This window comes from Streptomyces sp. NPDC005774 (genome assembly GCF_042871645.1).
Lineage (GTDB): Bacteria > Actinomycetota > Actinomycetes > Streptomycetales > Streptomycetaceae > Streptomyces > Streptomyces pratens.
Window position 1 is genome coordinate 179,732 of sequence record NZ_JBIAIV010000010.1, and the last position, 22,717, is coordinate 202,448.

A 22,717-nucleotide genomic window follows, 5' to 3' on the forward strand; every position below is an offset into this window, starting at 1 on the left:
CGCAGGCGACCCGCGAGCCTGGTCCTCCAAAGGAGGGCCGGCCGGACGTACCGGCGGCTCGCGGGTCGGGCGACTGCGTGGATTGGGCCGGTTGCGTGCATCACTCACACGCTGGTCCGGCGCCGAACCGAGTACGGCGACGGGCTACTGGCCCGCAGCCACCTCTTCCGTCCGGTATGAACACATCTGCCGAACCACCTCCTTTCCGGAATACCGCCACTCTAGGAACCACCCCGCCGTCCGATCAACCGGTTTTTCTAGATATTGACCGTTGGACGTGCCGCCCCTGGTCACCTACCGTGCGGCGGATGGGAGACACGGGGCGGCGGGCGATCGTGAGCGGGTCGGAGTTCGAGGAGCGGATCGGCTACGCGCGGGCCGTGGTGGACGGGGACCGGGTGTACGTGTCCGGGACCACCGGGTTCGACTACGCGACCATGACGATCCCCGACGGCGTGGCCGAACAGGCCGAGCAGTGCCTGCGGAACATCGGAGCGGCCCTGGACGAGGCGGGGTGCACCTTCGCCGACGTGCTGCGGGTGCGCTATCTGCTGCCTGCGCGGGAGGACTTCGAGCCGTGCTGGCCCGTGCTCAGGCGCCGCTTCGGCGGGGTCCGGCCCGCGGCCACCATGCAGGTGTGCGAGCTCGCCGATCCCCGGATGCGGATCGAGATCGAGGTGGACGCCCGGCGGGGGAGCGGCGGGGAGCCGCACGGCGGCGGCTGAGACGGGGGCGAGGACGGCGGGCGGGCCGGGCGTGACCGCGTGCGGGATGCCGGTGGCGTACAACGATTTTCCCAATGTTGCGGGAACCCGGTGTGCGCTGAGTCACGTTCACGTTGAATGATGGCAAGTGGGCGGACCGACGTGCCGTACGTAGGACGCAGCTGCAGGGGGTGTCCAGGTGAGTGCTTCCCGGCATAGTGGGACCACCGACGAACTGGGGCCCGACGAGCCCGGGCGGGAGAGTTCGGACGGTTCCGATCTGCTGGCCGCGTTGTTGGACGGCATGGACGCCGCCCTGTGCGCCTTCGACGCGGACGCGGTGGTGACGCACTGGAACCGCGAGGCGGAGCGCATCCTCGGATGGACCGCGGCCGAGGCCGTGGGCCGGCAGGGCTTCGCCGGATGGGCTGTGCGCGGCGCGGACGCCGCGGAGGTCGAGGAGCAGCTGATGTCCGCCATGGACGCCTCGGGCCGGCAGGTGCACGAGTTCGCGCTGCTGACCAAGGACGGCGGCCGGGTACTGGTGCGGACGCAGTCCGCGGCCGTACGCGGACCCGACGGGAAACCGGCGGGTGTGTACTGCGCGTTCAGCGAGGTGCACACGCAGATCGACCTGGAGCGGTCGATCGCGCTGAGCGAGGCGCTGCTGGAGGACGCGAGCTGGGGTGTCGTCCTCGTCGACGCCGATCTGCGGCCCGCCGTGATCAACGCGCACGCGGCGAAGGCGCTCGGCACCGGGCGCACCTCCGTACTGGGGCGGCCGCTCGGGGAGCTGCTGTCGCAGGGCGTGGAGGAGCTGGAGAGCGCGCTCACCCATGTGCTGGCCCAGGGCGCTCCGCCCGCGCCCGCCGAGATCTGGGTGAGTGTGCGGGAGCCGGAGGGCGAGCGGCGGCGGTGCTGGCGGTGCGGCTTCGTGCGGCTGGCGTCGCCGCTGGCGGAGGAGCCGGTGCCGCTCGGCGTGGGCTGGCTGTTCCAGGACGTGACCGAGGTCCGGCAGAGCGAGCAGGAGGCGTCGCTGGTGCGGTTCCGGGCGCAGCAGCTGCACCGGGCGGCGCGGGCGGCGGCCGAGTGCGAGGACCCGGCGGAAGCCGTCACCGTCCACCTGGACTTCGCGCTCGCCGGATTCGCCGACCATGCGCTGATCGACCGTGTGGCGGACCGGGCGGCCGACGGGGGCGCGGGTGACGCGGAGAGCGCCGGCGGGGTCCGCCTGGTGCGGATCGCGGCCACTCCGTCCGGGGCGCCGGGGCCGAGCAGGCTCGCCGGGCAGGCAGGTCTGCCGGTGCTGTACAGCCAGGGCCATCCCGCCCTGCGGTGCGTCGAGCGGGCCGGTTCCGTACGGGCCGACGCGGGGGCGGTTCCGGCCCAGGATGCGCGGGGGTGGGCGGCGTCCCGGCAGTGGCCGGAGGACGCGGCGCACGCCCTGTGCACGGTGCTGCGCAGCCGGGGCCGGACGCTCGGTGCCGTGACGTTTCTGCGGGGCCCGGGACGCAACGCCTTCGAACGCCCCGACGCGATGTACGCGGAGGAGGTGGCCCACCGCATCGCTGCGGCCCTGGACCTGATGGGGGCGGCCGGGCAGCGGGAGTGACCCCGGCCCGGTGGCTGGAGTGACGGCGGTCCGAGTTACGGCCGCGCAGCGGTGACGGCGGCCGGGTGCACGAAGGGGCGGCGGGGCTCAGTGCCGGTAGAAGATCCGGTCTCCGTACTGCTCCAGGATGCGGCCGTTCCAGTCGTGGCCGCCGTCGACGTTGCCGGAGCGCAGGAGGGGCGGCTCGATGCCGCGGTCGGCCAGGGTGGCGGCCGCGGTGGCCATGACCGCCTGGAGGAGAGCCGTGGTGACGACGGTGGAGGCGGGGGCAAAGGGGGCGGGGACGTGGTCCAGGGTCAGCTCCGCGTCGCCGACCGCGATCTTGGAGTCCAGGACGAGATCGCAGTGGTCCTTGAGATACGTCCCCGACACGTGCCGGGACGTCGTCTCCGTCGCGTACGCCACCGAGGTCACGCCGATGACCTTCAGCCCCAGGGCGCGGGCGTTCATGGCCATCTCCACGGGGAGCGCGTTGCGCCCGGACAGGGAGACGATCACCAGCGCGTCGCCCGCGCGGGCCGGGGACGAGTCGAGCACGGCGCTCGCGAGCCCGTCGACGCGTTCGAGGGCCGAGCCGAGGGTGGCCGGCATCACGTCGACGCCGACGACGCCCGGGACGGCGAGCAGGTTCATCAGGGCGAGTCCGCCCGCGCGGTAGACGATGTCCTGCGCGGCGAGCGAGGAGTGGCCGGCGCCGAAGGCGAAGAGGCGTCCGCCGTCCGCGACCGTGTCGGCGAGCAGGGCGCCCGCGGCTGCGACGGAGTCGGCCTCCTCGTCGCGGATCCGGTGCAGCAGGCCGATCGCGGCATCGAGGAACTGACCGGCGGGCGTACGGTCGCTCATGCGGCATCCCTTCGGGGTGGACTGCTGCCGATCACCGTGCGGTCTGGACCAGTACCCTGTCAATATGGCGGCCCGAGGGGCCGGGGAGCCCTCCGCGGCGGCCCCGTACCACCGTGTACCACCCCGTGCATACCTTTCGTTCCACGGCGCGGCTCGGTTGTCGGCGCCATGCGTCAGAATTGAGTTCAGGGCCAGCGCATGCGCCGGTGAGCCGTCCAGCCTCCGGCAGAGCCAATCGCAGATCTCATCGAGGGGCATGTATGTCCGGACTGATCGACACCACGGAGATGTATCTCCGCACCATCCTCGAGCTGGAGGAGGAAGGCGTGGTCCCCATGCGCGCCAGGATCGCGGAGCGGCTCGACCAGAGCGGGCCGACGGTCAGCCAGACGGTGGCCCGCATGGAGCGCGACGGCCTCGTGTCCGTCGCCGCCGACCGGCATCTGGAGTTCACCGACGAGGGCCGCCGGCTCGCCACCCGTGTGATGCGCAAGCACCGCCTTGCCGAGTGTCTGCTCGTCGACGTGATCGGCCTGGAGTGGGAGCAGGTGCACGCCGAGGCCTGCCGCTGGGAGCACGTGATGAGCGAGGCCGTCGAGCGCCGCGTACTGGAGCTGCTGCGGCACCCCACCGAGTCGCCCTACGGCAACCCGATCCCGGGCCTGGAGGAGTTGGGCGAGAAGGACGGCGCCGACCCGTTCCTGGACGAGGGCATGGTGTCCCTGGCCGATCTCGACCCGGGTCTCGAGGGCAAGACGGTCGTGGTGCGCCGTATCGGCGAGCCGATCCAGACGGACGCGCAGCTGATGTACACGCTGCGCCGGGCGGGCGTCCAGCCCGGTTCGGTGGTCAGCGTGACGGAGTCGGCGGGCGGTGTGCTGGTGGGCAGCAGCGGTGAGGCGGCCGAGCTGGCGAGGGACGTCGCCTCCCACGTGTTCGTAGCCAAGCCGTAGTCCCGGATCCGGCCGGTGGACAGCGGCCGGATCCGGGGTGGGCGTCGGCACGGTGCCGGTGGTGTGCCGACGCCGTGGAAGCGTGTTTGTGCCCGGTCAACTCGACTGCTGTGAAAGGGAGTTGATCCGGAAGCGTCGTGACGCCGGTGCGATCGCGCCGAATCCGGGCCGAGTGCGCCGAAGCGCAGCGCTCACCCGGTTCGCGTGCGAGGCTGTCGCGTGAGGCATATGACCTGAGGGGCTCTTGGCCGGGCCGACCGTGCTGTCACCCGGCCGGGGAGGGGCGGGAGGATGTGCCGTGACCACGTGAGGAGCCCCGGCGCCGCACGGCGCCGGGGCCTGTCCTCCCCTGTGCTGACCCGGAGCCCCGAGCTCCCAGGGTCATTCCCTGCGGACCAATTTCCCCGAGAGGTCCGCCTCCCGTTGGAAATCTCCCCCCGGCCGCGGCGATCAATCCCCGTGCCGGGTCACTCGTATGAGGGGTGTTGACGGCTGGAACCGCCTTTTCGAAAGCGCATTCGATAATGTGTGGGCGGCGACAGCAGGCAGGGCAAGCAGCACGGCAAGCAGCGAGCTGGGGGTGCCAAGACGATGGCGCGACGCATCGATGTGACGGGGACGGACGGCGTACGTCTCGCCGCCTGGGAGTTCGGCGATCCGCCCAAGACCGGCAGCGACCCGACGGAGCACCCCACCGGGAGCGGAGCCCCGAGCGTGCTGTTACTCCACGGGCTCATGGGCCGTGCCTCGCACTGGGCGTCCACCGCCCGCCGGCTCTCCGAGCGGTACCGGGCGGTCGCCCTGGACCAGCGCGGCCACGGCCGCAGCGACAAGCCCCCGCAGGCCTCGTTCACCCGTGACGCCTACGTCGACGACACCGAGGCCGCCCTCGAGCAGCTGGGCCTCGGCCCGGCCGTCCTCATCGGCCACGCCATGGGTGCCCTGACCGCCTGGCAGCTGGCCGCCAAACGCCCCGACCTGGTGCGCGGGCTGATCATCTGTGACATGCGGGCCTCCGCGCTCGGGGCCGCCTCACAGCGCGAGTGGGCCCAGTGGTTCGAGGCCTGGCCCGTTCCGTTCGCCACCCTCGCCGACGTCCGCAAGTGGTTCGGCGAGGACGACCCCTGGGTGGAGCGGCCGAACCCGGCCCGCGGCGAGTTCTACGCCGAGGTGATGGCCGAGTCCCCGGACGGATGGCGGCCGGTCTTCGACCTCGGCCAGATGCTCCGCTCCCGCGAGACCTGGGTGTACGACGCGCACTGGGAGGAGCTGGCCCAGGTGCGGTGCCCGGCCCTGGTGGTCCGCGGCCTCGACGGTGAACTGGGCCGCGCGGAGGCCCAGGAGATGGTCCGGGTCCTGCCCCGCGGCCGGTACGCGGAGGTGGCCGACGCCGGTCACCTCGTCCACTACGACCAGCCCGACGCCTGGCGCGCCGCCATCGAACCGTTCCTGGACACCCTCCAGGACGCCTGAGCCCCGGGCCCGGGTCGATGCCGGCCACGGATTCGGTCCCGGGCAGTGTGACGCGCTCGGTCCCGATCACGAACGACGCGAAGTACCTGCCGGCCGCGTCCTTGATCACGGTCATGGCGGACGGTACGGAGGGAAGGTTGCGGGACCATGCGACCCGCACGTCGCCGGTCTTCGGCAGGGACGGGTCGCAGCCGGTCGTGATCCTCCAGCGAGCGTTCGCGGTGAACCGTACGGCCTGCCGGTTGTCCTTTCCCGGAATCGTTTCACCACCGGACCGAAGCCCGGCCCACTGTGAGGAGACCCATGGTGGAGGCTGCGTTCCATGGCCGTACCGGTAGGTCCCACGGGCAGCAACCGGTCGAGGAACGGTCGCGCACGGTCGCCTCCCCACTCTGCGGGGGGATCCGTCGGGCGAGGCCGAACGAGGCACCCCACGGGAGCCCGTACGACGGGAAACGGGTCGTGCGCGTCGAGATTCCCTCCCGACGCGTGCCCCGCCGCCTCCACCGTTCCTACCGCTCCCGCGACTCCCGGCGCTCCCGGCGGTCCTGCCGGTCCCGGCCGCACGCGTACGCCAGCGGCGGGATCAGCTCCGTGGCGTCCGGCAGCCACCGGTTCGCCGGTGTCGGCCTGCTGGCCCACTGCACGGCCCCCCTGGACCCGAACCGGGTGGGCGGCGCCGCCACGTACGCACCCTCGCCCCGCACGGACAGATCGAGCGGGGACAGCGACCAGCCCAGGGAGCGGACCAGGCCCGGCACCTTCGCCGCGGCACCGGGGAGCACGAAGAACTCCATGCGCCGGGCGGGCGTCAGGGTCACCGGACCGAGCGCCAGTTCCATCCGCTCCATCCGGGCCAGCGCCAGGAACCCGGCCGTCTCGGGGACGGAGATCGTGTCGAAGGCGTGGCCGGTGGGCAGCAGGATCGAGGCCGTCGGCCACGTCTGCCACATGCGGCGGACGGCCGTCGCACTGCCGGTCGCCTGCCCCGCCCAGTCGGAGCGCGCCGGGTGTGCGCCGGGCGCCGGGCACTCGACGACACCGCACGAGCAGCGGTGCACCCCGTCGACGGCCTCCAGCCACGTGCCCGGGAACACGTCCCAGTGGCGCTCCTCGGTATAGCGAACCGCGGTGTCCAGCAGGGTTTCCCCGCGCTGCTTCGGAATCTGTCCGGCATCGGTGCCCGGGATCGTCTCTTCCACGCTGAACACAACTACGTCCGTCACCAGGGGTTACGCCCGCGCCCCGGCGCGGGAGGGGCACTCGCTCCCCGGCCGGGGCGCATGGGTGCATGTGCGGGGGCGCGCAGGAGGATCGGTCTTTGCGGGTGGGTAGCCAAGGGTGGGTAGCCGGGACGGGGCCGGCATCAGCCGTTACCTCGGCAATTCGTACATGCCTCGCATCTTCGGCACCTCGGCGGGGCATTGATCTTCACGGCCGGACTTTTCGTCCCTTCACGAGGGGAGTTGTCAGGGGATGGGTGGGTCCGGCCGCCGAAGACACGTCAACTCGGTGCGTGGGCAGGCACCGCAGCCTCAGGGGGTACGCCATGGCCGCAAGGCCTCTCGTCGCGCGGCAGCCGAACGAACGACTGCAGGCGCTCATCCAGGAAGCCGGATGCTCCAACGCCGGGCTGGCCCGCAGAGTCAACCTGTGCGGCGCCGAGCACGGCCTCGACCTGCGGTATGACAAGACGTCGGTGGCCCGCTGGCTGCGCGGACAGCAGCCGCGGGGCCGGGCACCGGCGATCATCGCGGAGGCACTCGGGCGCAAGCTGGGCCGTACGGTCACGATCGACGAGATCGGCATGGCCAACGGCAAGAACCTCGCGTCGGGTGTCGGTCTCCAGTTCTCGCCGACGGTACTGGGGGCCATAGAGCAGGTCTGCGAGCTGTGGCGCAGCGACGTGGGCCGGCGGGACTTCCTGTCCGGCTCCTCCGTCGCCGCGTCCGCGCTGGTGGAGCCGAGCCGGGACTGGCTGATCTCCGCCCCCGACCCGCAGGTGGCGCGCTCGGCCGGGCCGCGGGTCGGGCGGTCCGACGTGGAAGCCGTGCGGGCCATGACACAGTCCCTGGTGGACCTGGACCACCAGTACGGCAGTGGGCATGTGCGCCCGGTCGTCGTGCACTACCTCAACAGCGTCGTCTCCGGGCTGCTCACCGGCTCGTACCGGGAGGCCGTCGGGCGCGAGTTGTTCGCGGCGGTCGCCCGACTGACCGAACTGGCCGGGTACATGGCCGTCGACACCGGACAACCGGGCCTCGCCCAGCGCTACTACATCCAGGCGCTGCGGCTGGCCCAGGCGGCCGGCGACCGCGGGTACGGCGGGTACGTGCTCGCCGCCTCCATGAGCCACCTGGCCGTGCAGCTCGGAAACCCGCGCGAGATCGCGCAGTTGGCGCGTGCCGCGCAGGAAGGCGCGCGAGGGCGGACGACACCCCGCGCGGAGGCGATGTTCCGTGCGGCGGAGGCGCGTGGACACGCGCTGATGGGTGACGCGCAGGCCGCGCAGGAAGCGGCCGGGCGTGCGATCGGCGCCATGGAGGCGGCCGACCCGGCCTCGGGGGACGACCCCGTGTGGATCTCCCATTTCGACGAGGCCTATCTGGCCGACGAGTTGGCGCACTGCCACCGGGACCTGGGGCAGGCCGAGGCTGCCGCGCGGTGTGCGCGCGAGGCGCTGGCAGGGCATCCCGAGTCGCGGGTGCGGCGCCGGGCGATCGGCTATGTCCTGCTCGCCACGGCGCAGGTGCAGCAGCGAGAGGTGGAACAGGCCTGCAGCACGGGTCTGAAGGCGGTGGAACTGCTGGACGGGCTCAGATCCCACCGGGGCGCCGAGTACCTGGAGGACTTCCAGCAGCGGCTGGAGCCGTACCAGGAGGAGCCGGCGGTAAGGGAGTTCGGCGCGCGCATGGCCCTGCCCGTGGCGGCGTGAGCACGGCACCGCGACAGCGTGAGCACGACACCGCGACACCGCGACGGCCGGGCACAGCAGGGGCGTGGCAGGGGCGCGGTGTGATCAGGATTCCGGGCGTCGGGTGAACTCGGCAGCGGGTGGTGAACATTTCGGGCGATCCTGAGTGAACGTGCGGGCAATGCGGAGTTGATACGGGAGCGGAGTGGGAGAGGCGACATGAACAGCGTGCGGTGATCCGGTTTTGTTACCGCGCTCACAGGGCATGAGGTCACGTCCTGTGCTGCGTAGCACCGGGCTCCGGGGACCCGGTAGCGTGAGCCGACGATCCGCAAGGTCCCCCATTGGTAGGAGTCCCGGTGACGCAGAGTGGACAGGGCGAGGAGCCCGCGGCGCGGCCCGCGCGCGAAGGCATCGTGCTGCCCTCCGACGGCGGCGAGCCTTTGCTGCCGGGCATGACGGGCGCCGCGGCCGGTCCGGTCGCGCCGGGCGGGCGGGAGCCCGCCTCGGCGCCGCCCGGCGGCCAGACCTGGGGCACGCCATGGGGGCCCGAGCAGCAGCTGCCGCCCGCGCAGTCCCCGCCGCCGCCCCCGCCGTCCGGCCAGGAGTGGCAGTCCCCGCCCGCCCAGCAGTGGGGCGCGCAGGAGCCGGCCTCCTGGGGCGCGCAGGGACCGGCCGCGGGACAGCAGGGCCCGGGCCCGCTGCCGCCCGAGGGCGCCCAGGCCCCGGCCCACGGCACCCACTCCTCGTACGGCCCGGACACCGGCGGACCGTCCGCGCCGGTGCCACCGCAGGCCACCGGCCAGGACCCCGGCTACGGCGGACAGTACGGTGGTGCCGCCTACGGCTCGGCGGCCGGGGGGCCGGACGGCTACGGGCAGCAGGGCGGGGGTGCTCCGATGCCGCTGCAGCACGGCTCCGGGTACGGCGCCCCCACCGGCGCGTACGGCTCCGGCGGCACGGGCGCGCTGCCCGACGGGTCGGAGGGGGCCACCCAGTTCCTGCCGTCGGTGCCCGCCGCGCCCATGGACGAGGGCGCGACGCAGTTCATACCCCCGGTGGGCCCGGGAGCACTGCCTCCCGAGATGCCCGCCGCACACCACTCCGAGGCGACCCGGTACCCGGGCCCGCCCGCGCACGCGGGCAATCCCGATGCCGAAGCCACCCAGTTCATGGCCCCGGTGACCGACCAGCCCCGGGGCGCGCCGTACGGAGCCGCGCCCGGTGCTCCCTCCGGTGGTCCCGCCGACGAAGGCGACCGGCAGCCCCCCGCCGAGTTCGACAACCTCTTCCGCACCTCGGGCGGCGACGAGAGCCCGGTCGGGTCCACTCAGCAGATGCCCCGCATCGAGCACCCGCAGCCCGCCTACCCGCAGGCCGGGCAGGGCGGCGGCGGCCGCCGTGCCGCCCGCGAGAGCGACGCCGGTGGCCGGGGTGGCCGGGGTGGCCGGGGTGGCCGTACGGGTTCGAAGGTGCCGCTGATCGCGGCGGTCGGCGTCGGACTCGTGGTCCTCGGCGTCGGCGCGGGCGCGCTGCTCGGCGGCGGGGGCGACGACGACGGCAAGAACCAGCCGGTCTCCGCCACCGGGCCCGCGAGCGAGGCGCCGTCGGCCGAGCCGTCCGCCGAGCCGTCCGTCGACCCGGTCCAAGAGCAGGCCGTCGAGCTGGACAAGCTGCTGGCCCACAGCGGCGACAGCCGGTCCACGGTGATCAGCGCGGTGGAGAAGGTGAAGGCCTGCAAGGATCTCCAGCAGGCGGCCCAGGACCTGCGGGAAGCGGCCGGGCAGCGCAACCAGCTGGTCACCGACCTCTCCCAGCTGTCGGTGGACAAGCTGCCCGACCACGCGGCGCTCACCGACGCACTCACCAAGGCGTGGCAGGCGTCGGCGTCGGCCGACAACCACTACGCGGCCTGGGCCGACCAGACGGCGGGCAAGAAGGGCTGTCGGAAGGGCCAGGCCCGCACGACCGGGGAGACCCAGGCGGCCAACAAGGACAGCGGTACCGCGACCGCCGAGAAGACCAAGGCCGCCCAGCTGTGGAACACGATCGCCAAGCAGCACAGCCTGACCGAGCGGCAGCCGACCGACCTGTGACCGGTGCCGGAGCCCGGCCCGGGCGACCGGCGTGCGGTGACCGGAGCAGTCCGGCGGGGCCGACGGAGAACGGCGGAGAGGCGGTGGCGGACGGCTCGTGTCCCGCCGCGTCAGGCCAGGTCGGTGTCGTGCAGCGTGTCCGTCACGTCGATGAAGCCGTCGCGGTCGGCCACGAGCCGTCCGTTCTTGACCTCCTGGAAGGTCACGTTGGCGTTGACCAGCCGGGGGAAGCCGACGGCGGCCAGCTTGTCCTGGAACTGCCAGCGCAGGGTGGGGGTGAGCCCGCCCGTGTCGACCTTCAGTCCGCCGTTCAGTGTCCGGGTCACGGTGTCGGCGCTCACCTCGTCGCCGCCGAGCGACTCGACGACCTGCTTGAACACCGTGTAGGCGATCCAGGTGGTCTGCACACCGGCGTCGGCGGGGTCGATCCGGTTGTCGCCGAACGCCTCCTTCTTGATCACGTCCTTCATCGGCTCCCAGAGACTGTCGCTCGACGCCGGATACCAGCCGGTGACGTACGACCCCTCGTACGGGCTCGACGCCCCGCCGGTCGTGTTGATCGTCGTCTGGTCGACGCTGCCCAGCACGGTCGCGGTGCGCACGTCCGGGTGGTCGGTGCGGGCGCGCCGGAAGGAGTCCATGAAGGTGCTGGTGCGGTCCCCGAGAGCGGGTACCACGCAGCCTTCCGCCTCCGGGTCGGCGGTGCTGGTCTCCAGGGCCCGTTGCGCCTGCCCGTCGTACTCGGTGGCTTCCTCCGCCGCCCGCTGGTCCGCGGTCGGCTCGTGGCTGCCCGCGGACAGGCCCGAGTTGAGCAGCGGGGGCAGCTGGTCGCCCGCGATGGTGTCGGGGCGGATCAGGGTGACCGGCCCGCAGACGTCGGCGAGGGCACGGCCGAGGCCCGCCAGCAGCGCCGGCTGGCCGCCGTTGACGGGGTAGGACAGCGGGCTGGTGAACTCGTCGGTGGTGATGCCGTAGCCGCCTATGTACGGGATGCCGGCGCCCTCGAGGGTCGGCAGGAAGGTGTCGGCGTGCTGGCTGTACGAGCCGATGACCGCGACCACGTTCTCCTTGACGGCGGTCCGGGCGCACCGTGAGGCGGCCACGCTGTCGTTGCGCTCGTTGCAGGTGATCACGTTGAGCTCGCGGCCGTTGATGCCGCCCTCGGCGTTCACCCAGCGGGCGTAAGCCTTGGCGAAAGCGGGCATCCCCGGCTTGTTGGTGGCGTTGGTCTTCTCGGGTGCCCAGGTCATGACGGTGATCGGTTCGTCGTTGTCGACTCCCGGGCCGGGGACGACTCCGCACCCGGTGACCAGGATCGTCGCAGCCAGCGCGCCCGAAGCCAGGGCGCCGGCTCCGAGCGGCCGGGAGGTGCGGCGGGGGAGGAAGCCGCTGCGGAGGCGGCTGCGGTTGCGCGGACTACCGGTCATGTTCACGCACGATTCCCCCACATCGCCAACCATGGGGTGACCCATGGTCGACGGGCGGTGACACGGAGGTGAATTGCCGGGTCCCGTGCGACCGGCGGCGAGGGGAAACGTACGATCGATGACCGTGCAAGGTTCGGAGAACTCTTCCCGTCGAAGCCGTCGCTCCCTCACCATGGGCGGCATGCCACTCAACGACATGCCATGGTGGCGCTGGCGCAGCAATGTGCGCTCCGCGCTGCACATGCTTTCCGACCCCGGGTTCCAGCAGGGTGTCTGGCTGGCCGGTGTGGACGGCTACGGCGACGTCACCGACGCGGTCTACCGGCTGGTCGAGGACACCTGGCTGGACAACTGGTCCGCCGAGAAGTACGTGGGCACGATCTTCCGCGACTCCCAGGAGGCGGCGCTCGTGGACACCGCGGTGCTGCGCGTGCTGCGGATCGTGCACCAGGTCGGTCCGGACGCGCTCGTCACCGCCTACCTCGCGCACGAGGGATGGCCGGACGCGGTGCGTGCCGCGCGCGACGCGCACGTGCGGTTGGCGACCAGTGACGGGGAGGACCCCGACACTCCGCCGCAGAGCCTCGAGGTGCTGAGCATTCTGACCCGGTCCGCGTAGCGGAACGGCTCTCCGGCCGGGATCCGCGTATGGGACCCTTTTCCGCATGAGTGAGCAGCCCAGCCGAGCAGAGGCCCCGGCCGACCAGTACGTTCTGACCCTGTCCTGTCCTGACAAGCAGGGCATCGTGCACGCCGTGTCGAGTTACCTGTTCATGACCGGTTGCAACATCGAGGACAGTCAGCAGTTCGGCGACCACGACACCGGGCTGTTCTTCATGCGGGTCCACTTCTCCGCGGAGGCCCCCGTGACCGTGGAGAAGCTGCGGGCGAGCTTCACGGCGATCGGTGACGCCTTCCAGATGGACTGGCGGATAAGCCGGGGCGACGAGAAGATGCGCATCGTCCTGATGGTCAGCAGGTTCGGCCACTGCCTGAACGACCTGCTGTTCCGCGCCCGGATCGGCGCGCTGCCGGTGGAGATCGCCGGTGTGGTGTCCAATCACACCGATTTTGCCGAACTGGTGGCTTCGTACAACATCCCCTTCCACCACATTCCGGTGACGAAGGACACCAAGGCCCAGGCAGAGGCGAAGCTGCTGGAGATCGTGCGCGAGGAGCGCGTCGAACTCGTCGTCCTCGCCCGCTACATGCAGGTCCTTTCGGACGACCTGTGCAAGCAGCTCTCCGGGCAGATCATCAACATCCACCACTCCTTCCTGCCGAGCTTCAAGGGCGCGAAGCCGTACCACCAGGCGCACGCCCGGGGGGTGAAGCTGATCGGTGCCACCGCGCACTACGTCACCGCCGACCTCGACGAGGGCCCGATCATCGAGCAGGAGGTGGAGCGGGTGGGGCACGACGTCAACCCCGACCAGCTCGTCGCCATCGGCCGCGACGTGGAGTGCCAGGCGCTGGCCCGCGCCGTGAAGTGGCACGCGGAGCGCCGCATCCTGCTGAACGGGCGGCGGACGGTGGTCTTCGCCTGAGCCGTCGGGACACGGGCGGCGCACGGGCGGCACAGGGACGCGTGGCCGGGGCCCGGGCCCCGGCCCGGGCCCCGGCCCGGGCCCACGGGGCAGGTCCCGGATCCGGGCAGACTCTGGATCCGGGCAGGCCCTGGGGTCTTTCGTTTGGATCGGGCCGGATCAGGGAGCGAGGTCCTGGGGGGCCTGGGGGGCACCTCCCAGCGGTAGCCGGGGGAGGAGCCGAGGGCTCGGGGAAGGAGCTCTGGGGACCGACGGCAACGCGGCGAGGTGCGGTGCCGGACCCCGCGAGCCCCGCCTGATCCGAACAAGAGGCCCTAGATCCGGCTCATCGAGGCCGCCGCCAGCAGGACGTCCCGGATGGCGGCCTTGTCCCCGACCTGCCCGGCGGCCGCCTCCTGCGGAGAGACGTGGCCCGCGGCCAGACGGCAGAACTCCGAGCCGTCGAGCGCTATGTGGGCCACCTCGTGCTCCGCGGACCCCTTGGCCGCCGGGGAGTCCAGCGGGATCAGCCACTCCCCGCCGCCGGACCCCTCGATCTCCAGCCGCAGGCTCCGCCCCGGCGCGCCGGCCGCGACCAGCCGCCGCTCGGTGGAGACCTCCTGCCCGGCCTGCCGGCGTGCTTCGAGGACGGCCGGCAGCATCCGCGCGGCCAGGTCGACCATGCCGTGCAGATGCCGTCCGGTCGGCGGCTCGTACGGATAGTCCACCGCCTCGGCGATGTCCTCCCCGTGCACCCAGCATTCGAAGGCGCGGTCCAGCATCGCGTCGTGCAGCGGCAGCTCGTAGCCGCCGTACGAGACCGGCATCCGCCCCGCCCTGCTGCCGGTGAAGGACACCGTCCGCACCAGGTCGTGGGTCTGCGCGCGCCAGGGCGCCCGCACGGAGCGGGTCGGCGGGTGGTGGGCTCCGCGCCAGAACGCCTCGGTGCGGGCCGACGGGGTGGCCCGCCCGGGCGCGAGGTCCGCGAGGTCGCCGAGCGGGTCGGGCAGGCCGAGGGCGGCCGCGACCAGCCCGTCGACCGCCAGCAGATGCGCGATGACCCCGGCGACGGTGGTGCGGCGGGTGGCCGCCTCGTCGGCCTCGTACCAGCGCAGCCGCACGGGCGCGTGCCACTCGGTGTCGCCGAAGTCCTGGAGCAGCGCGTCCAGCCGCGCCGTCTCGGCGTCGTAGGCACAGGCCCAGTCCGGCACGGGGGTGCGCGGCGGCCGCCGCTTGAGGCAGGACTCCAGGACGCGGGTGCGCAGCCCCGGGTCCAGGTCGAGGCTCTCGGGCCGCTGCAACAGCCCGACGGCGTCCCGCAGGCGCAGCGCCTCGTCGGCGCAGGCCCCGCACTCGCCGAGGTGCTCCTCGACGGCCGCCGTCTCCTCCGGCGCGCAGGCGGCCAGCGCCCACGCGCCCAGCAACGACTTCAGTACCCGGTGCTCCAGCATCAGCGGCTCGGGCATCGGTGCCGGTGCCGGTGCCGGTGCGGGCAGGGACTGGCCGGTGTCCGTGTCCGTGTCCTCGACGAAGGCGCGGGGCGGCGGTCTGCGGGCAAAGTGGCCGGGCCCGGCCTCGCGGTCGGGGCCGGCACCGGGGTCCGTACCGTCGTCCGGTCCGCCCCCGCCGCCATCGGGCCCGCCCGGAATGCCCCGCTCGCGCGTACCGTCCGCCCCGTTTCCCGGGCCCGTGCGCATGCCCGCGTCCGCATCCGCATCCGCTTGACGCTCCCCGCCTCCCTCGTGCTCCTCGCGGTGGCCGGCGTGGTCATGGCCGTCGTACGGCTCGAAACGGTCGTCGCTCACGCCGCGCCCCCGATCCCGGGCGGGGCGCCCGGGGCCTCGGCTTCGTGGGCCGTGGCCAGCAACTGGAGGCCGAGCCGGAGACGGCGGCGGGCCTCGTCCTCGGTGACGCCGAGGTCGGCGGCGGTCTGCTGGTAGTCCCTGCGCTGGAAGTACGCCAGCTCCAGGGCGGCCCGCAGCGGTACCGGCATGGCGTGCACGATGTAGTCCGCGCGGGCGGCCACCGAGGCGTGGCGCACCTGGCGCTCCAGATCCTCCGTACTGCCGGCGCAGCCGTGGGCGAGCGCGGCGGTCCCGGCGGCGCGCAGCCGCTTTACGGCCAGCCCGTGGGCCAGCGTGGCGATCCACGTGCGCAGCGGGCCCTGTTGAGGGTCGTAGGTGTCCGGGTGCTCCCAGACGTGGGCGAAGACGTCGCGCGTGACGGTGTCCGCCGCGTTCTCGTCGCCGAGGACGCGGTGGGCGAGGCCGTGCACGAGGGAGGCGAACCGGTCGTAGAGCTCACCGAGCGCGGCGGCCTCTCCGCGGGCGAGCCGCTGCTGCATCGTGCGGTCCCAGCGGGGCGGTACGTTCCGTTGCGTCATGCGGCCCCTTCACCCCTGTTCCTTCCGGCGTCCCGGGGAGGTCCTGCCCGGTCCGGCGGGTGCCTGCCGGCTCCACGAATGTAGTCGGCACGCACGCGCGCGCACGCCCCTTTGCGGCAAAGTGCGCCCCCGCCGGGCCCCAGGTGGTAAGAGGTGGCCGGCGCGAACGTCGGATGCCGTCCGGTGGCGTGCCTACCCAGCCCATCGGCGATCGGAACCGATCGAATGAGAGCGAAAGTGACTGAAACAAGCCTTTTCTGTTCGGTTACGGTTTCTCGAGTCGCGTTTCAGGGCACGGCCGGTGGGCAGGCGCGCTGCAAAGAAGCGTAGGCGTTTCTTCCGTTTCGGCGAGCGAAGGGCGTGGTGGTGGCCTTCAACGTGACCGACGGGGAGCAGGGTGATTGGGCCGTGCTCCGGGTGTCGGGCGAACTGGACCTGATGACCTCACCGGTGCTGCGCCAGCGCGTGCACGACGTCGTGGCCGAAGGCAGACACAGCCTTGTCCTCGATCTCTCCGAGGTGTGGTTCTGCGACTCCAGCGGCGTGGGAGTGCTCATCGCCACCCGCCGGCTGCTCCGCTCCTGTCAGGGCAGTCTGCGGCTGATCCTTCCCGCCCAGGGAGCCGCCGACGGCAGCCACGTCAACCGGGTGCTCGGCGCGCTCGGGGTGCGCCGTCTCTTCGACGTCCACCCGGACGTCCCGTCCGCGGTGGACGGGGACTCGCGCCCGCTCTCGGCCTGAACCGGCCCCGGGACCTTCGGCGGCCCGTGCGGGCGGCCGACGCGCGCACCCCGCGGGTGCTCGCGCGGACCACATGGTTGTCCCGGAATTCTCCCGTTCTTGGTACAAGCGTCGTTTCCGGGCTCACGAAGGACGCCGCGCGTCGTACGCTCCGGGCGAGACGACCCCACTGGGAACCCACTGACTAAGGCGGCCTGAAAGAGACATGGTCACCAGCGAATACGAGCGCAGGATCGCGTCCCGCTTCGCCATCTTCGACCAGGACGGCAACGGCTACATCGACCGCGAGGACTTCAGCGGAGCGGCCAAGGCGCTGCTGGCCGAGTTCGGCACCCGGGCCCGGTCCGACAAGGGCCAGGCCCTGTACGGCGGCGCGGAGGCCTTCTGGCAGGGCATGGCGGGCATCGCCGACCGCGACGGCGACCAACGCGTCACCCGCGAGGAGTTCGTGAACGGCGCGGTCAAGCGCCTGCGGGACAATCCGGGCCGGTTCGCCGAGATCGCCCGCCCCTTCCTGCAGGCGACCCTCGCCGTGGCCGGCGGCGACGGCGAGGTGGGCATCGAGGAGACCGCCCGCGTCCTGAAGGTGCTCGGCGTCCCCGAGGAACTGGCGGAGTCCGCCGCCGCCACGCTGGACACGGACGACGACGGCAGGATCGGCGAGGAAGAGATCGTGGGCGCCTTCGCCCGCTACTTCACCGTCCCCGAGTAGCGCTCCCGAGGCTTCGCGGCTTGCGCTTGAGTGTCTTCCGCGGGGTCTCGCCGCGTGGGAGGGCGTCGACCACCTTCAGCCGCTCCGGCAGCTCGGGCACCGACAGCCCTCCCGCGCGCGGGTACGCGGTCACCGACTCCGACTCCGGCTTCCCGGGACCGGCCTCCGTACCGTTCCCGGCCCCGTCCCGGCCCCGTCCCGGCCGTCACGGGCCCGTGACGGCCGGGACGCCGGTCCTGTCGCAGCGCTCCGCATCGCGGTCGACCGACCGGGCACCGCCACGCGCGCGTGCGAACCGGTGGCGCAACACGCCCGGACCCGTGAACAGTTCGGCCGGCCGATCGGGGCCCGCCCGTGCGCCGGAATGCCGGTCCGCGCGGAGACCGCCCGTGCCGCTGTCCACGTGGCGCCCGCGACCGTCTCCAGGTACGCGGAGGCTTGGGCTTCTCCTGGGAGGCGGACGTTCATCCGCACCTCAAACGCGTCTGGTTACGGACCCGACGTACCGGAGGGGGCACGGAGAGTGATGGGCTGCTCGCTGTCGAACCGCTCGCCGGAACCGCCCGCCCCGTCCCCTGCCTTCGACGTCGTGGATCGCTCCGCGCGAATGTCGCGGATTGTGGCATCCGGGTATCACGGAGCGTTGAGACCGGGTTGTGTCCTGAGCGTGACTCGTCACGGCCCGGAGTCGGCTGTCCGCTCCGGTACCTTGTGTGGGATGCGAGTGGTTGTGAGCACGCACCGCACCGGAGTTGCCCCCGAGGCGACTCCGGAACGGCCGGTGCCTGCCGCCGTTCGCCGCGCTACAGGGCCGACCGGCACCGCTTGTTCGACTTGCCGGGGCGGGCGTCGCACAGTATGCCGCACGGGTACTCCTTCGCGCTGGAATATGCCCGAAGCGCTTGTTGACGTGACTGTACGTCAACCATGCTGGCCCATAAGGGATTCACGTTCCGTGACCCTCGTCCAGGCCGTTGTCCAGGCCATGCAGAGAATGGCTACGATCGTGGCCCTCGTGAGGCGCGAGTCCAAGTGTCCGCCGGTTCGGATGGTGTGAGCGGTGCAGGTGCTTCAAGTGCAGCTGGAGATCCGGCCCGACCCTGCTGAGGTGGGACGGGCCCGTCGGTGGACCCGCTCGCGTCTGGCCGGCTCGGGAATAGCGGCCGACGAGCCGCTCGCCGAGACGCTGATCCTGCTCGTCTCGGAGCTCGTCACCAACGCCGTGGTGCACACCGGCTGTCCGGCCGTACTGAGACTCTTCCTGCCGGGTGCGACGGCCGGGGAGGCCACCGTCCGCCTCGAGGTGGCCGACCGGAGCGACAGGGCGCCGGTGCCGCGCTGTGTGGACGGCGACGCCACCGGCGGGCGCGGCCTCGCCCTTGTCGACGGTCTGGCCGACCGCTGGGGCTGGAGCACCGACGGTGCCGGCAAGCGCATCTGGTGCGAACTCGACCGCTGCACGGCAGCGCGGGAGGCCGCCGCCCCGGCCTGGGGCGGCTTCGCGTACGAGGCGGTGTAGGGCGCCGGCGATCCAGGGCGCCGAGGCTGCCGGGGGTTCCAGGGGGGCTCCAGTGCGCGGGTGCGCGGTTGTGTGCACGCGCAGGTGCACCGATGCACGGCGGGACGGCCGTGCGAGTCGGGGTGCGAGCCGGTGCGCCGGGCGTGCTTCCGTGCGCGGCGCCGAATAAACGGGCATACCTCGCAAACTCATCCATCGTTGAGCGAATCGGCGTTGACGTGACGTGACCGTGTGATCACTCTGGTCGTCAGCGATTCGCCGCGAGGGGACGGCGAGGACTTCGACGACGGGAGCCCTCGGCGAGTGTGGGTCGTGATTCCGGCGCCGCTTTCCTCGTGGCCGAGGAGAGCCGGGCGGGAGTGCCGGAGTCGGAAGGCGGTGCGGTGCCGTCGCGCTCGGGACGGGCGGCGCCGCGCCATCACCGCCATCACCATCGCCGCCCCCGATCACGTCGGCACCGCACCGTGATCGGGGGCGGGTCCATCCACAGGCTGTGGATAACTTTTCAGGATTTCAGTTCTGCGCCTGCCCCTGCCGCGCTTCTCGCCCCCAGCCCCCGTGGTCGCCCTCCTGGTTCCCGCCTCCGGCCCGGAACGTCCGCCGGTACGCGGACGGTGTCACTCCCAGCTCCGCCTGGAAGTGCTGCCGCAGCGACTGGGCGGTGCCGAACCCGGCGTCGCGGGCCACCCGGTCCACGGGCAGATCTGTGGATTCCAGCAGATATCGGGCCCGTTCCACCCGCTGCCGGGTCAGCCACCGCCCCGGACTGATCCCCGTCTCCTCCCGGAAGCGGCGGGTGAAGGTGCGTACCGACATCGACTCCTGGGCGGCCATGTCGCGCAGTTGGACCGGCTCGTGCAGTCGGCCCAGCGCCCAGGCGCGGGCGCCGGTCGTGGACGTCTGCTGCTGATCGGGCACCGGCCGTTCGATGTACTGTGCCTGTCCGCCGTCGCGGTGCGGCGGTACGACCGTACGACGGGCCACGTCGTTGGCCACGGCAGCGCCGTGGTCGCGCCGGACCATGTGCAGGCACAGGTCGATGCCGGCCGCGACCCCGGCCGAGGTCAGGATGTCGCCGTCGTCGATGAACAACACGTCCGGGTCGACCTCGATGCGCGGGAAGAGCCGCTGGAACCGCGCGGCGTCCGCCCAGTGCGTGGTCGCGGGCCGGCCGTCGAGGTGACCGGCGGCGGCGAGGACGTACACGCCGGTGCAGATGGAGGCGAGCCGGGTGCCGGGACGGACGTGGGCGAGGGCGGCGGCCAGTTCGGGGGTCAGCTCGCCCCGGTCGAAGACCGGACCGAGCTCGTAGGAGGCCGGGACGATCACCGTGTCGGCGGTGGCGAGGGCCTCCGGGCCGTGAGCGACGTGAAGAGTGAAGTCGGCGTCGGTCTCGACCGGTCCGGGGGGCCGGACGGAGCAGGTGACGACCTCGTACAGTGGCCGCCCCCCGGCGTCACGGGGACGGCCGAAGATGCGGTGCGGGATGCCCAGCTCGAAGGGGAGCAGCCCGTCCAGGGCGAGGACGACGACGCGGTGCGGCCTGAAGGCGCCGGCGTCGGAGGTGCTGGGGGTGCGGTCGGCCGGTTCCATGGCCCGATCCTAGTGAAGGATGTCCTTCGGGCCACTCGATATGAGGGCCCCGTGTACAGAAGCTCTATGGCGTGACCCAGACGAGCGAGACAGCCGGCACGGTGAAGCAGCCGGACGGCGTGGAACAGCCGGACACCCCGGAACAGCCGGACACCCCGGAACAGCCGGACGGCGTGGAACAGCCGGACACCCCGGAACAGCCGGACGGCGTGGAACAGCCGGACACCCCGGAACAGCCGGACACCCCGGAACAGCCGGACACCCCGGAACAGCCGGACACCCCGGAACAGCCGGACACTCCGGAACCGTCGGACACTCCGGAACCGTCGGGCCGCGTGGAACAGCCGGACGCCGGGGAGCGGGCCGAAGCGTGGGCCGGCAGCGAGCGGAACCGCCCCGGCCCGCGCCGCCCCCGTATCCACCGCGCGTGGTTCGTCGCCGCCGTCACCTTCGTGACGATCATCGGCGCCGCCGCCTTCCGTGCGGTGCCGGGGCTGTTCATCGACCCGCTGAACGAGGAGTTCGGCTGGTCGCGCGGGACCATCGGCGCCGCGGTCTCCGTGAACCTCGCCCTGTACGGCCTCACCGCCCCCTTCGCGGCGGCGCTGATGGACCGCTACGGCATCCGGAGGGTCGTCGCGGTGGCCCTGACCGTGATCGCGCTCGGCTCGGGGCTGACGGTGTGGATGACGGCGGCCTGGCAGCTCATGCTGTGCTGGGGGCTGCTGGTGGGCCTCGGCTCCGGCTCGATGGCGCTGGCGTTCGCCGCGACCGTGACCGACCGCTGGTTCACCGAACGTCGCGGCCTGGTCACCGGCATCCTCACCGCCGCGTCCGCCTCCGGGCAGTTGATCTTCCTGCCCGTGGTCTCCTGGATCGTCGCGACGTACGACTGGCGCCCGGCGGCCGTCACGGTGGCGCTCGCCGCGCTCGCGGTCGTCCCCTTCGTCTGGCTGCTGCTGCGCGACCACCCGGCCGACGTGGGCCAGAAGCCGTACGGGGCGAAGGAGTTCGTCCCCAAGCCCGAGCCCGTCCCCGGCGCCGCCCGCCGCACGCTCAAGGTCCTGTTCTCGGCGGTGCGCACCGGACCGTTCTGGCTGCTGGCCGGCTCCTTCGCGATCTGCGGTGCCTCGACCAACGGTCTGATCCAGACCCACTTCGTGCCCGCCTCCCACGACCACGGCATGCCGATCACCACCGCCGCGTCCCTGCTGGCCGTCATCGGGGTCTTCGACGTCGTCGGCACGGTCGCCTCCGGCTGGTTCACCGACCGCTTCGACGCGCGCCGCCTGCTCGCCGTCTACTACGCCCTGCGCGGCCTCTCCCTGCTCTTCCTGCCGATGCTCCTGGCGCCCGGCGTCCATCCTCCGATGATCTTCTTCATCGTCTTCTACGGCCTCGACTGGGTCGCCACCGTCCCGCCCACCCTCGCCCTGTGCCGCGAGCACTACGGCGACGACAGCGCCATCGTCTTCGGCTGGGTCCTCGCCTCCCACCAGATCGGCGCCGCCCTCGTCGCCTTCCTCGGCGGCGTCGCGCGGGACGTCTTCGGCTCCTACGACGTGGTCTGGTACGCCTCCGGCGCCCTGTGCGCGGCGGCGGCACTGATGGCGCTGGTGATCCGCAGGCGGCCGCGCACGCCCGCGCAGGCGACGGCGACGGCCGGCTGAGAGAACCCGGCCCCGGGGACGGACGACCCGGCGCTTGCGGACCTCAGGCGCTTTCGCCGAGCAGGCCGCACAGTTCCCGCTCCAGGTCGGGCATCTGCGTCTCGTGGCCCGGGGGCACCCGTCGGTAGGTCCGCTGCAGCCACTGCTCCACCAGTGCGGACGGGGCTTCGAGCAGGACCTGTCCGTCCGGGGCGGCCAACGCGATGCACAGCATGCGGCGCGACCCGGTACCGACGGGCCAGATCCGCACGTCGCCCTGTCCACAGGGCCCGAACATGCCCCGGTCCAGCAGCTCGCGGGCGAACAGCCAGGTCACCGGGGCGTGCGTGCCGACGTGGAAGTCGACCCGGACGGCGTAGGGGTCGTGCGGGTCGTAGGACAGGCGGGTCTCCACCCCGATGCTGTGACCCGGCGCGACCAGCAGGCGCATCTCGCACTCCTGCTCGACGAAGTTCTTCATCTGAGTCCTTTCGTGGAAACTCCCGCCTTCAGGAGGGGGAGGAAACGAAACTCCTGTGGAGCAGGACATCGAGCGGGGTTCCGCCGTCAAG

General features: G+C 72.4%; 19 protein-coding genes. 12 read left to right on the plus strand and 7 right to left on the minus strand.

The window, feature by feature from the left end; genetic code table 11:
- Positions 1-308 precede the first annotated feature (308 nt).
- On the plus strand, positions 309-725 hold the full coding sequence (locus tag ACFYQA_RS12760) for a RidA family protein (RefSeq protein ID WP_388915611.1): 417 nt from the start codon (positions 309-311) through the stop codon (positions 723-725).
- A 178-nt stretch (positions 726-903) separates the two neighbouring features.
- Positions 904-2,316, plus strand: a complete 1,413-nt coding sequence (locus ACFYQA_RS12765) for a PAS domain-containing protein (RefSeq protein ID WP_388915615.1) — start codon at positions 904-906, stop codon at positions 2,314-2,316.
- A gap of 87 nt (positions 2,317-2,403) precedes the next feature.
- Here ACFYQA_RS12765 and ACFYQA_RS12770 read toward each other — a convergent pair whose 3' ends face one another.
- Positions 2,404-3,159 (minus strand): SIS domain-containing protein, encoded by a 756-nt coding sequence (locus ACFYQA_RS12770; protein WP_388915618.1) that lies wholly within the window; start codon positions 3,157-3,159, stop codon positions 2,404-2,406.
- Between the two features lie 260 nt (positions 3,160-3,419).
- Between ACFYQA_RS12770 and ACFYQA_RS12775 the strand changes: the two genes are divergently transcribed.
- A complete protein-coding gene (locus ACFYQA_RS12775; protein WP_386397006.1) occupies positions 3,420-4,112 on the plus strand; it encodes a metal-dependent transcriptional regulator in 693 nt (230 codons plus the stop codon).
- A gap of 591 nt (positions 4,113-4,703) precedes the next feature.
- A complete protein-coding gene (locus ACFYQA_RS12780) occupies positions 4,704-5,585 on the plus strand; it encodes an alpha/beta fold hydrolase (protein WP_388915621.1) in 882 nt (293 codons plus the stop codon).
- Between the two features lie 512 nt (positions 5,586-6,097).
- On the opposite strand, the gene ACFYQA_RS12785 is transcribed toward ACFYQA_RS12780, so the two are convergent.
- The gene (locus ACFYQA_RS12785; protein ID WP_388915623.1) at positions 6,098-6,796 is read right to left on the minus strand and encodes a bifunctional DNA primase/polymerase; all 699 of its coding nucleotides are present in this window, start codon (positions 6,794-6,796) and stop codon (positions 6,098-6,100) included.
- Positions 6,797-7,134: 338 nt separating this feature from the next.
- On the opposite strand from ACFYQA_RS12785, the gene ACFYQA_RS12790 reads away from it, so the two are divergent.
- Both ACFYQA_RS12790 and ACFYQA_RS12795 read left to right on the plus strand, forming a co-directional pair.
- Positions 7,135-8,520 carry a transcriptional regulator gene (locus ACFYQA_RS12790; RefSeq protein ID WP_388915625.1) on the plus strand — a complete coding sequence of 462 codons (1,386 nt, stop codon included), beginning with the start codon at positions 7,135-7,137 and terminating at the stop codon, positions 8,518-8,520.
- Positions 8,521-8,858: 338 nt separating this feature from the next.
- On the plus strand, positions 8,859-10,595 hold the full coding sequence (locus ACFYQA_RS12795; RefSeq protein WP_388915627.1) for a hypothetical protein: 1,737 nt from the start codon (positions 8,859-8,861) through the stop codon (positions 10,593-10,595).
- A gap of 110 nt (positions 10,596-10,705) precedes the next feature.
- Here ACFYQA_RS12795 and ACFYQA_RS12800 read toward each other — a convergent pair whose 3' ends face one another.
- The gene (locus ACFYQA_RS12800; protein WP_388915629.1) at positions 10,706-12,022 is read right to left on the minus strand and encodes an ABC transporter substrate-binding protein; all 1,317 of its coding nucleotides are present in this window, start codon (positions 12,020-12,022) and stop codon (positions 10,706-10,708) included.
- 118 nt (positions 12,023-12,140) lie between these two features.
- On the opposite strand from ACFYQA_RS12800, the gene ACFYQA_RS12805 reads away from it, so the two are divergent.
- Together ACFYQA_RS12805 and purU are read left to right on the plus strand one after the other, a co-directional pair.
- Entirely contained in the window at positions 12,141-12,641 is a 501-nt protein-coding gene (locus ACFYQA_RS12805) for a hypothetical protein (RefSeq protein WP_386397019.1), read from the plus strand.
- A 46-nt stretch (positions 12,642-12,687) separates the two neighbouring features.
- Entirely contained in the window at positions 12,688-13,569 is an 882-nt protein-coding gene (purU, locus tag ACFYQA_RS12810) for a formyltetrahydrofolate deformylase (protein WP_388915631.1), read from the plus strand.
- A 314-nt stretch (positions 13,570-13,883) separates the two neighbouring features.
- Here the strand turns inward: purU and ACFYQA_RS12815 are convergent, their stop codons facing one another.
- Entirely contained in the window at positions 13,884-15,014 is a 1,131-nt protein-coding gene (locus ACFYQA_RS12815; RefSeq protein ID WP_388915675.1) for a maleylpyruvate isomerase N-terminal domain-containing protein, read from the minus strand.
- 335 nt (positions 15,015-15,349) lie between these two features.
- Positions 15,350-15,931 (minus strand): sigma-70 family RNA polymerase sigma factor, encoded by a 582-nt coding sequence (locus tag ACFYQA_RS12820; protein WP_388915633.1) that lies wholly within the window; start codon positions 15,929-15,931, stop codon positions 15,350-15,352.
- Positions 15,932-16,291: 360 nt separating this feature from the next.
- On the opposite strand from ACFYQA_RS12820, the gene ACFYQA_RS12825 reads away from it, so the two are divergent.
- From ACFYQA_RS12825 to ACFYQA_RS12835, 3 genes are all read left to right on the plus strand, one after another.
- Positions 16,292-16,672, plus strand: coding sequence for an STAS domain-containing protein (locus ACFYQA_RS12825; RefSeq protein ID WP_386397028.1), 381 nt, complete (start codon positions 16,292-16,294; stop codon positions 16,670-16,672).
- A 205-nt stretch (positions 16,673-16,877) separates the two neighbouring features.
- A complete protein-coding gene (locus ACFYQA_RS12830; RefSeq protein WP_388915636.1) occupies positions 16,878-17,384 on the plus strand; it encodes an EF-hand domain-containing protein in 507 nt (168 codons plus the stop codon).
- Positions 17,385-18,444: 1,060 nt separating this feature from the next.
- Entirely contained in the window at positions 18,445-18,903 is a 459-nt protein-coding gene (locus ACFYQA_RS12835) for an ATP-binding protein (RefSeq protein WP_388915639.1), read from the plus strand.
- 513 nt (positions 18,904-19,416) lie between these two features.
- On the opposite strand, the gene ACFYQA_RS12840 is transcribed toward ACFYQA_RS12835, so the two are convergent.
- Complete coding sequence (locus ACFYQA_RS12840) at positions 19,417-20,496, minus strand: GlxA family transcriptional regulator (RefSeq protein WP_388915642.1); 1,080 nt, start codon at positions 20,494-20,496, stop codon at positions 19,417-19,419.
- 416 nt (positions 20,497-20,912) lie between these two features.
- Between ACFYQA_RS12840 and ACFYQA_RS12845 the strand changes: the two genes are divergently transcribed.
- Positions 20,913-22,166, plus strand: coding sequence for an MFS transporter (locus ACFYQA_RS12845; protein WP_386397097.1), 1,254 nt, complete (start codon positions 20,913-20,915; stop codon positions 22,164-22,166).
- A gap of 43 nt (positions 22,167-22,209) precedes the next feature.
- Here ACFYQA_RS12845 and ACFYQA_RS12850 read toward each other — a convergent pair whose 3' ends face one another.
- Positions 22,210-22,626, minus strand: coding sequence for an SsgA family sporulation/cell division regulator (locus ACFYQA_RS12850; RefSeq protein ID WP_388915645.1), 417 nt, complete (start codon positions 22,624-22,626; stop codon positions 22,210-22,212).
- Positions 22,627-22,717 lie beyond the last annotated feature (91 nt).

What these genes read in the sequence shown, in the direction of transcription:
- ACFYQA_RS12815 (WP_388915675.1), bottom strand. Translation starts at nt 15,014, where the DNA reads ATGCCCGAGCCGCTGATGCTGGAGCACCGGGTACTGAAGTCGTTGCTG.
- ACFYQA_RS12805 (WP_386397019.1), top strand. Translation starts at nt 12,141, where the DNA reads ATGACCGTGCAAGGTTCGGAGAACTCTTCCCGTCGAAGCCGTCGCTCC.
- ACFYQA_RS12760 (WP_388915611.1), top strand. Translation starts at nt 309, where the DNA reads ATGGGAGACACGGGGCGGCGGGCGATCGTGAGCGGGTCGGAGTTCGAG.
- ACFYQA_RS12775 (WP_386397006.1), top strand. Translation starts at nt 3,420, where the DNA reads ATGTCCGGACTGATCGACACCACGGAGATGTATCTCCGCACCATCCTC.
- ACFYQA_RS12780 (WP_388915621.1), top strand. Translation starts at nt 4,704, where the DNA reads ATGGCGCGACGCATCGATGTGACGGGGACGGACGGCGTACGTCTCGCC.
- ACFYQA_RS12850 (WP_388915645.1), bottom strand. Translation starts at nt 22,626, where the DNA reads ATGAAGAACTTCGTCGAGCAGGAGTGCGAGATGCGCCTGCTGGTCGCG.
- ACFYQA_RS12830 (WP_388915636.1), top strand. Translation starts at nt 16,878, where the DNA reads ATGGTCACCAGCGAATACGAGCGCAGGATCGCGTCCCGCTTCGCCATC.
- ACFYQA_RS12840 (WP_388915642.1), bottom strand. Translation starts at nt 20,496, where the DNA reads ATGGAACCGGCCGACCGCACCCCCAGCACCTCCGACGCCGGCGCCTTC.
- ACFYQA_RS12800 (WP_388915629.1), bottom strand. Translation starts at nt 12,022, where the DNA reads ATGACCGGTAGTCCGCGCAACCGCAGCCGCCTCCGCAGCGGCTTCCTC.
- ACFYQA_RS12770 (WP_388915618.1), bottom strand. Translation starts at nt 3,159, where the DNA reads ATGAGCGACCGTACGCCCGCCGGTCAGTTCCTCGATGCCGCGATCGGC.
- ACFYQA_RS12790 (WP_388915625.1), top strand. Translation starts at nt 7,135, where the DNA reads ATGGCCGCAAGGCCTCTCGTCGCGCGGCAGCCGAACGAACGACTGCAG.
- ACFYQA_RS12820 (WP_388915633.1), bottom strand. Translation starts at nt 15,931, where the DNA reads ATGACGCAACGGAACGTACCGCCCCGCTGGGACCGCACGATGCAGCAG.
- purU (WP_388915631.1), top strand. Translation starts at nt 12,688, where the DNA reads ATGAGTGAGCAGCCCAGCCGAGCAGAGGCCCCGGCCGACCAGTACGTT.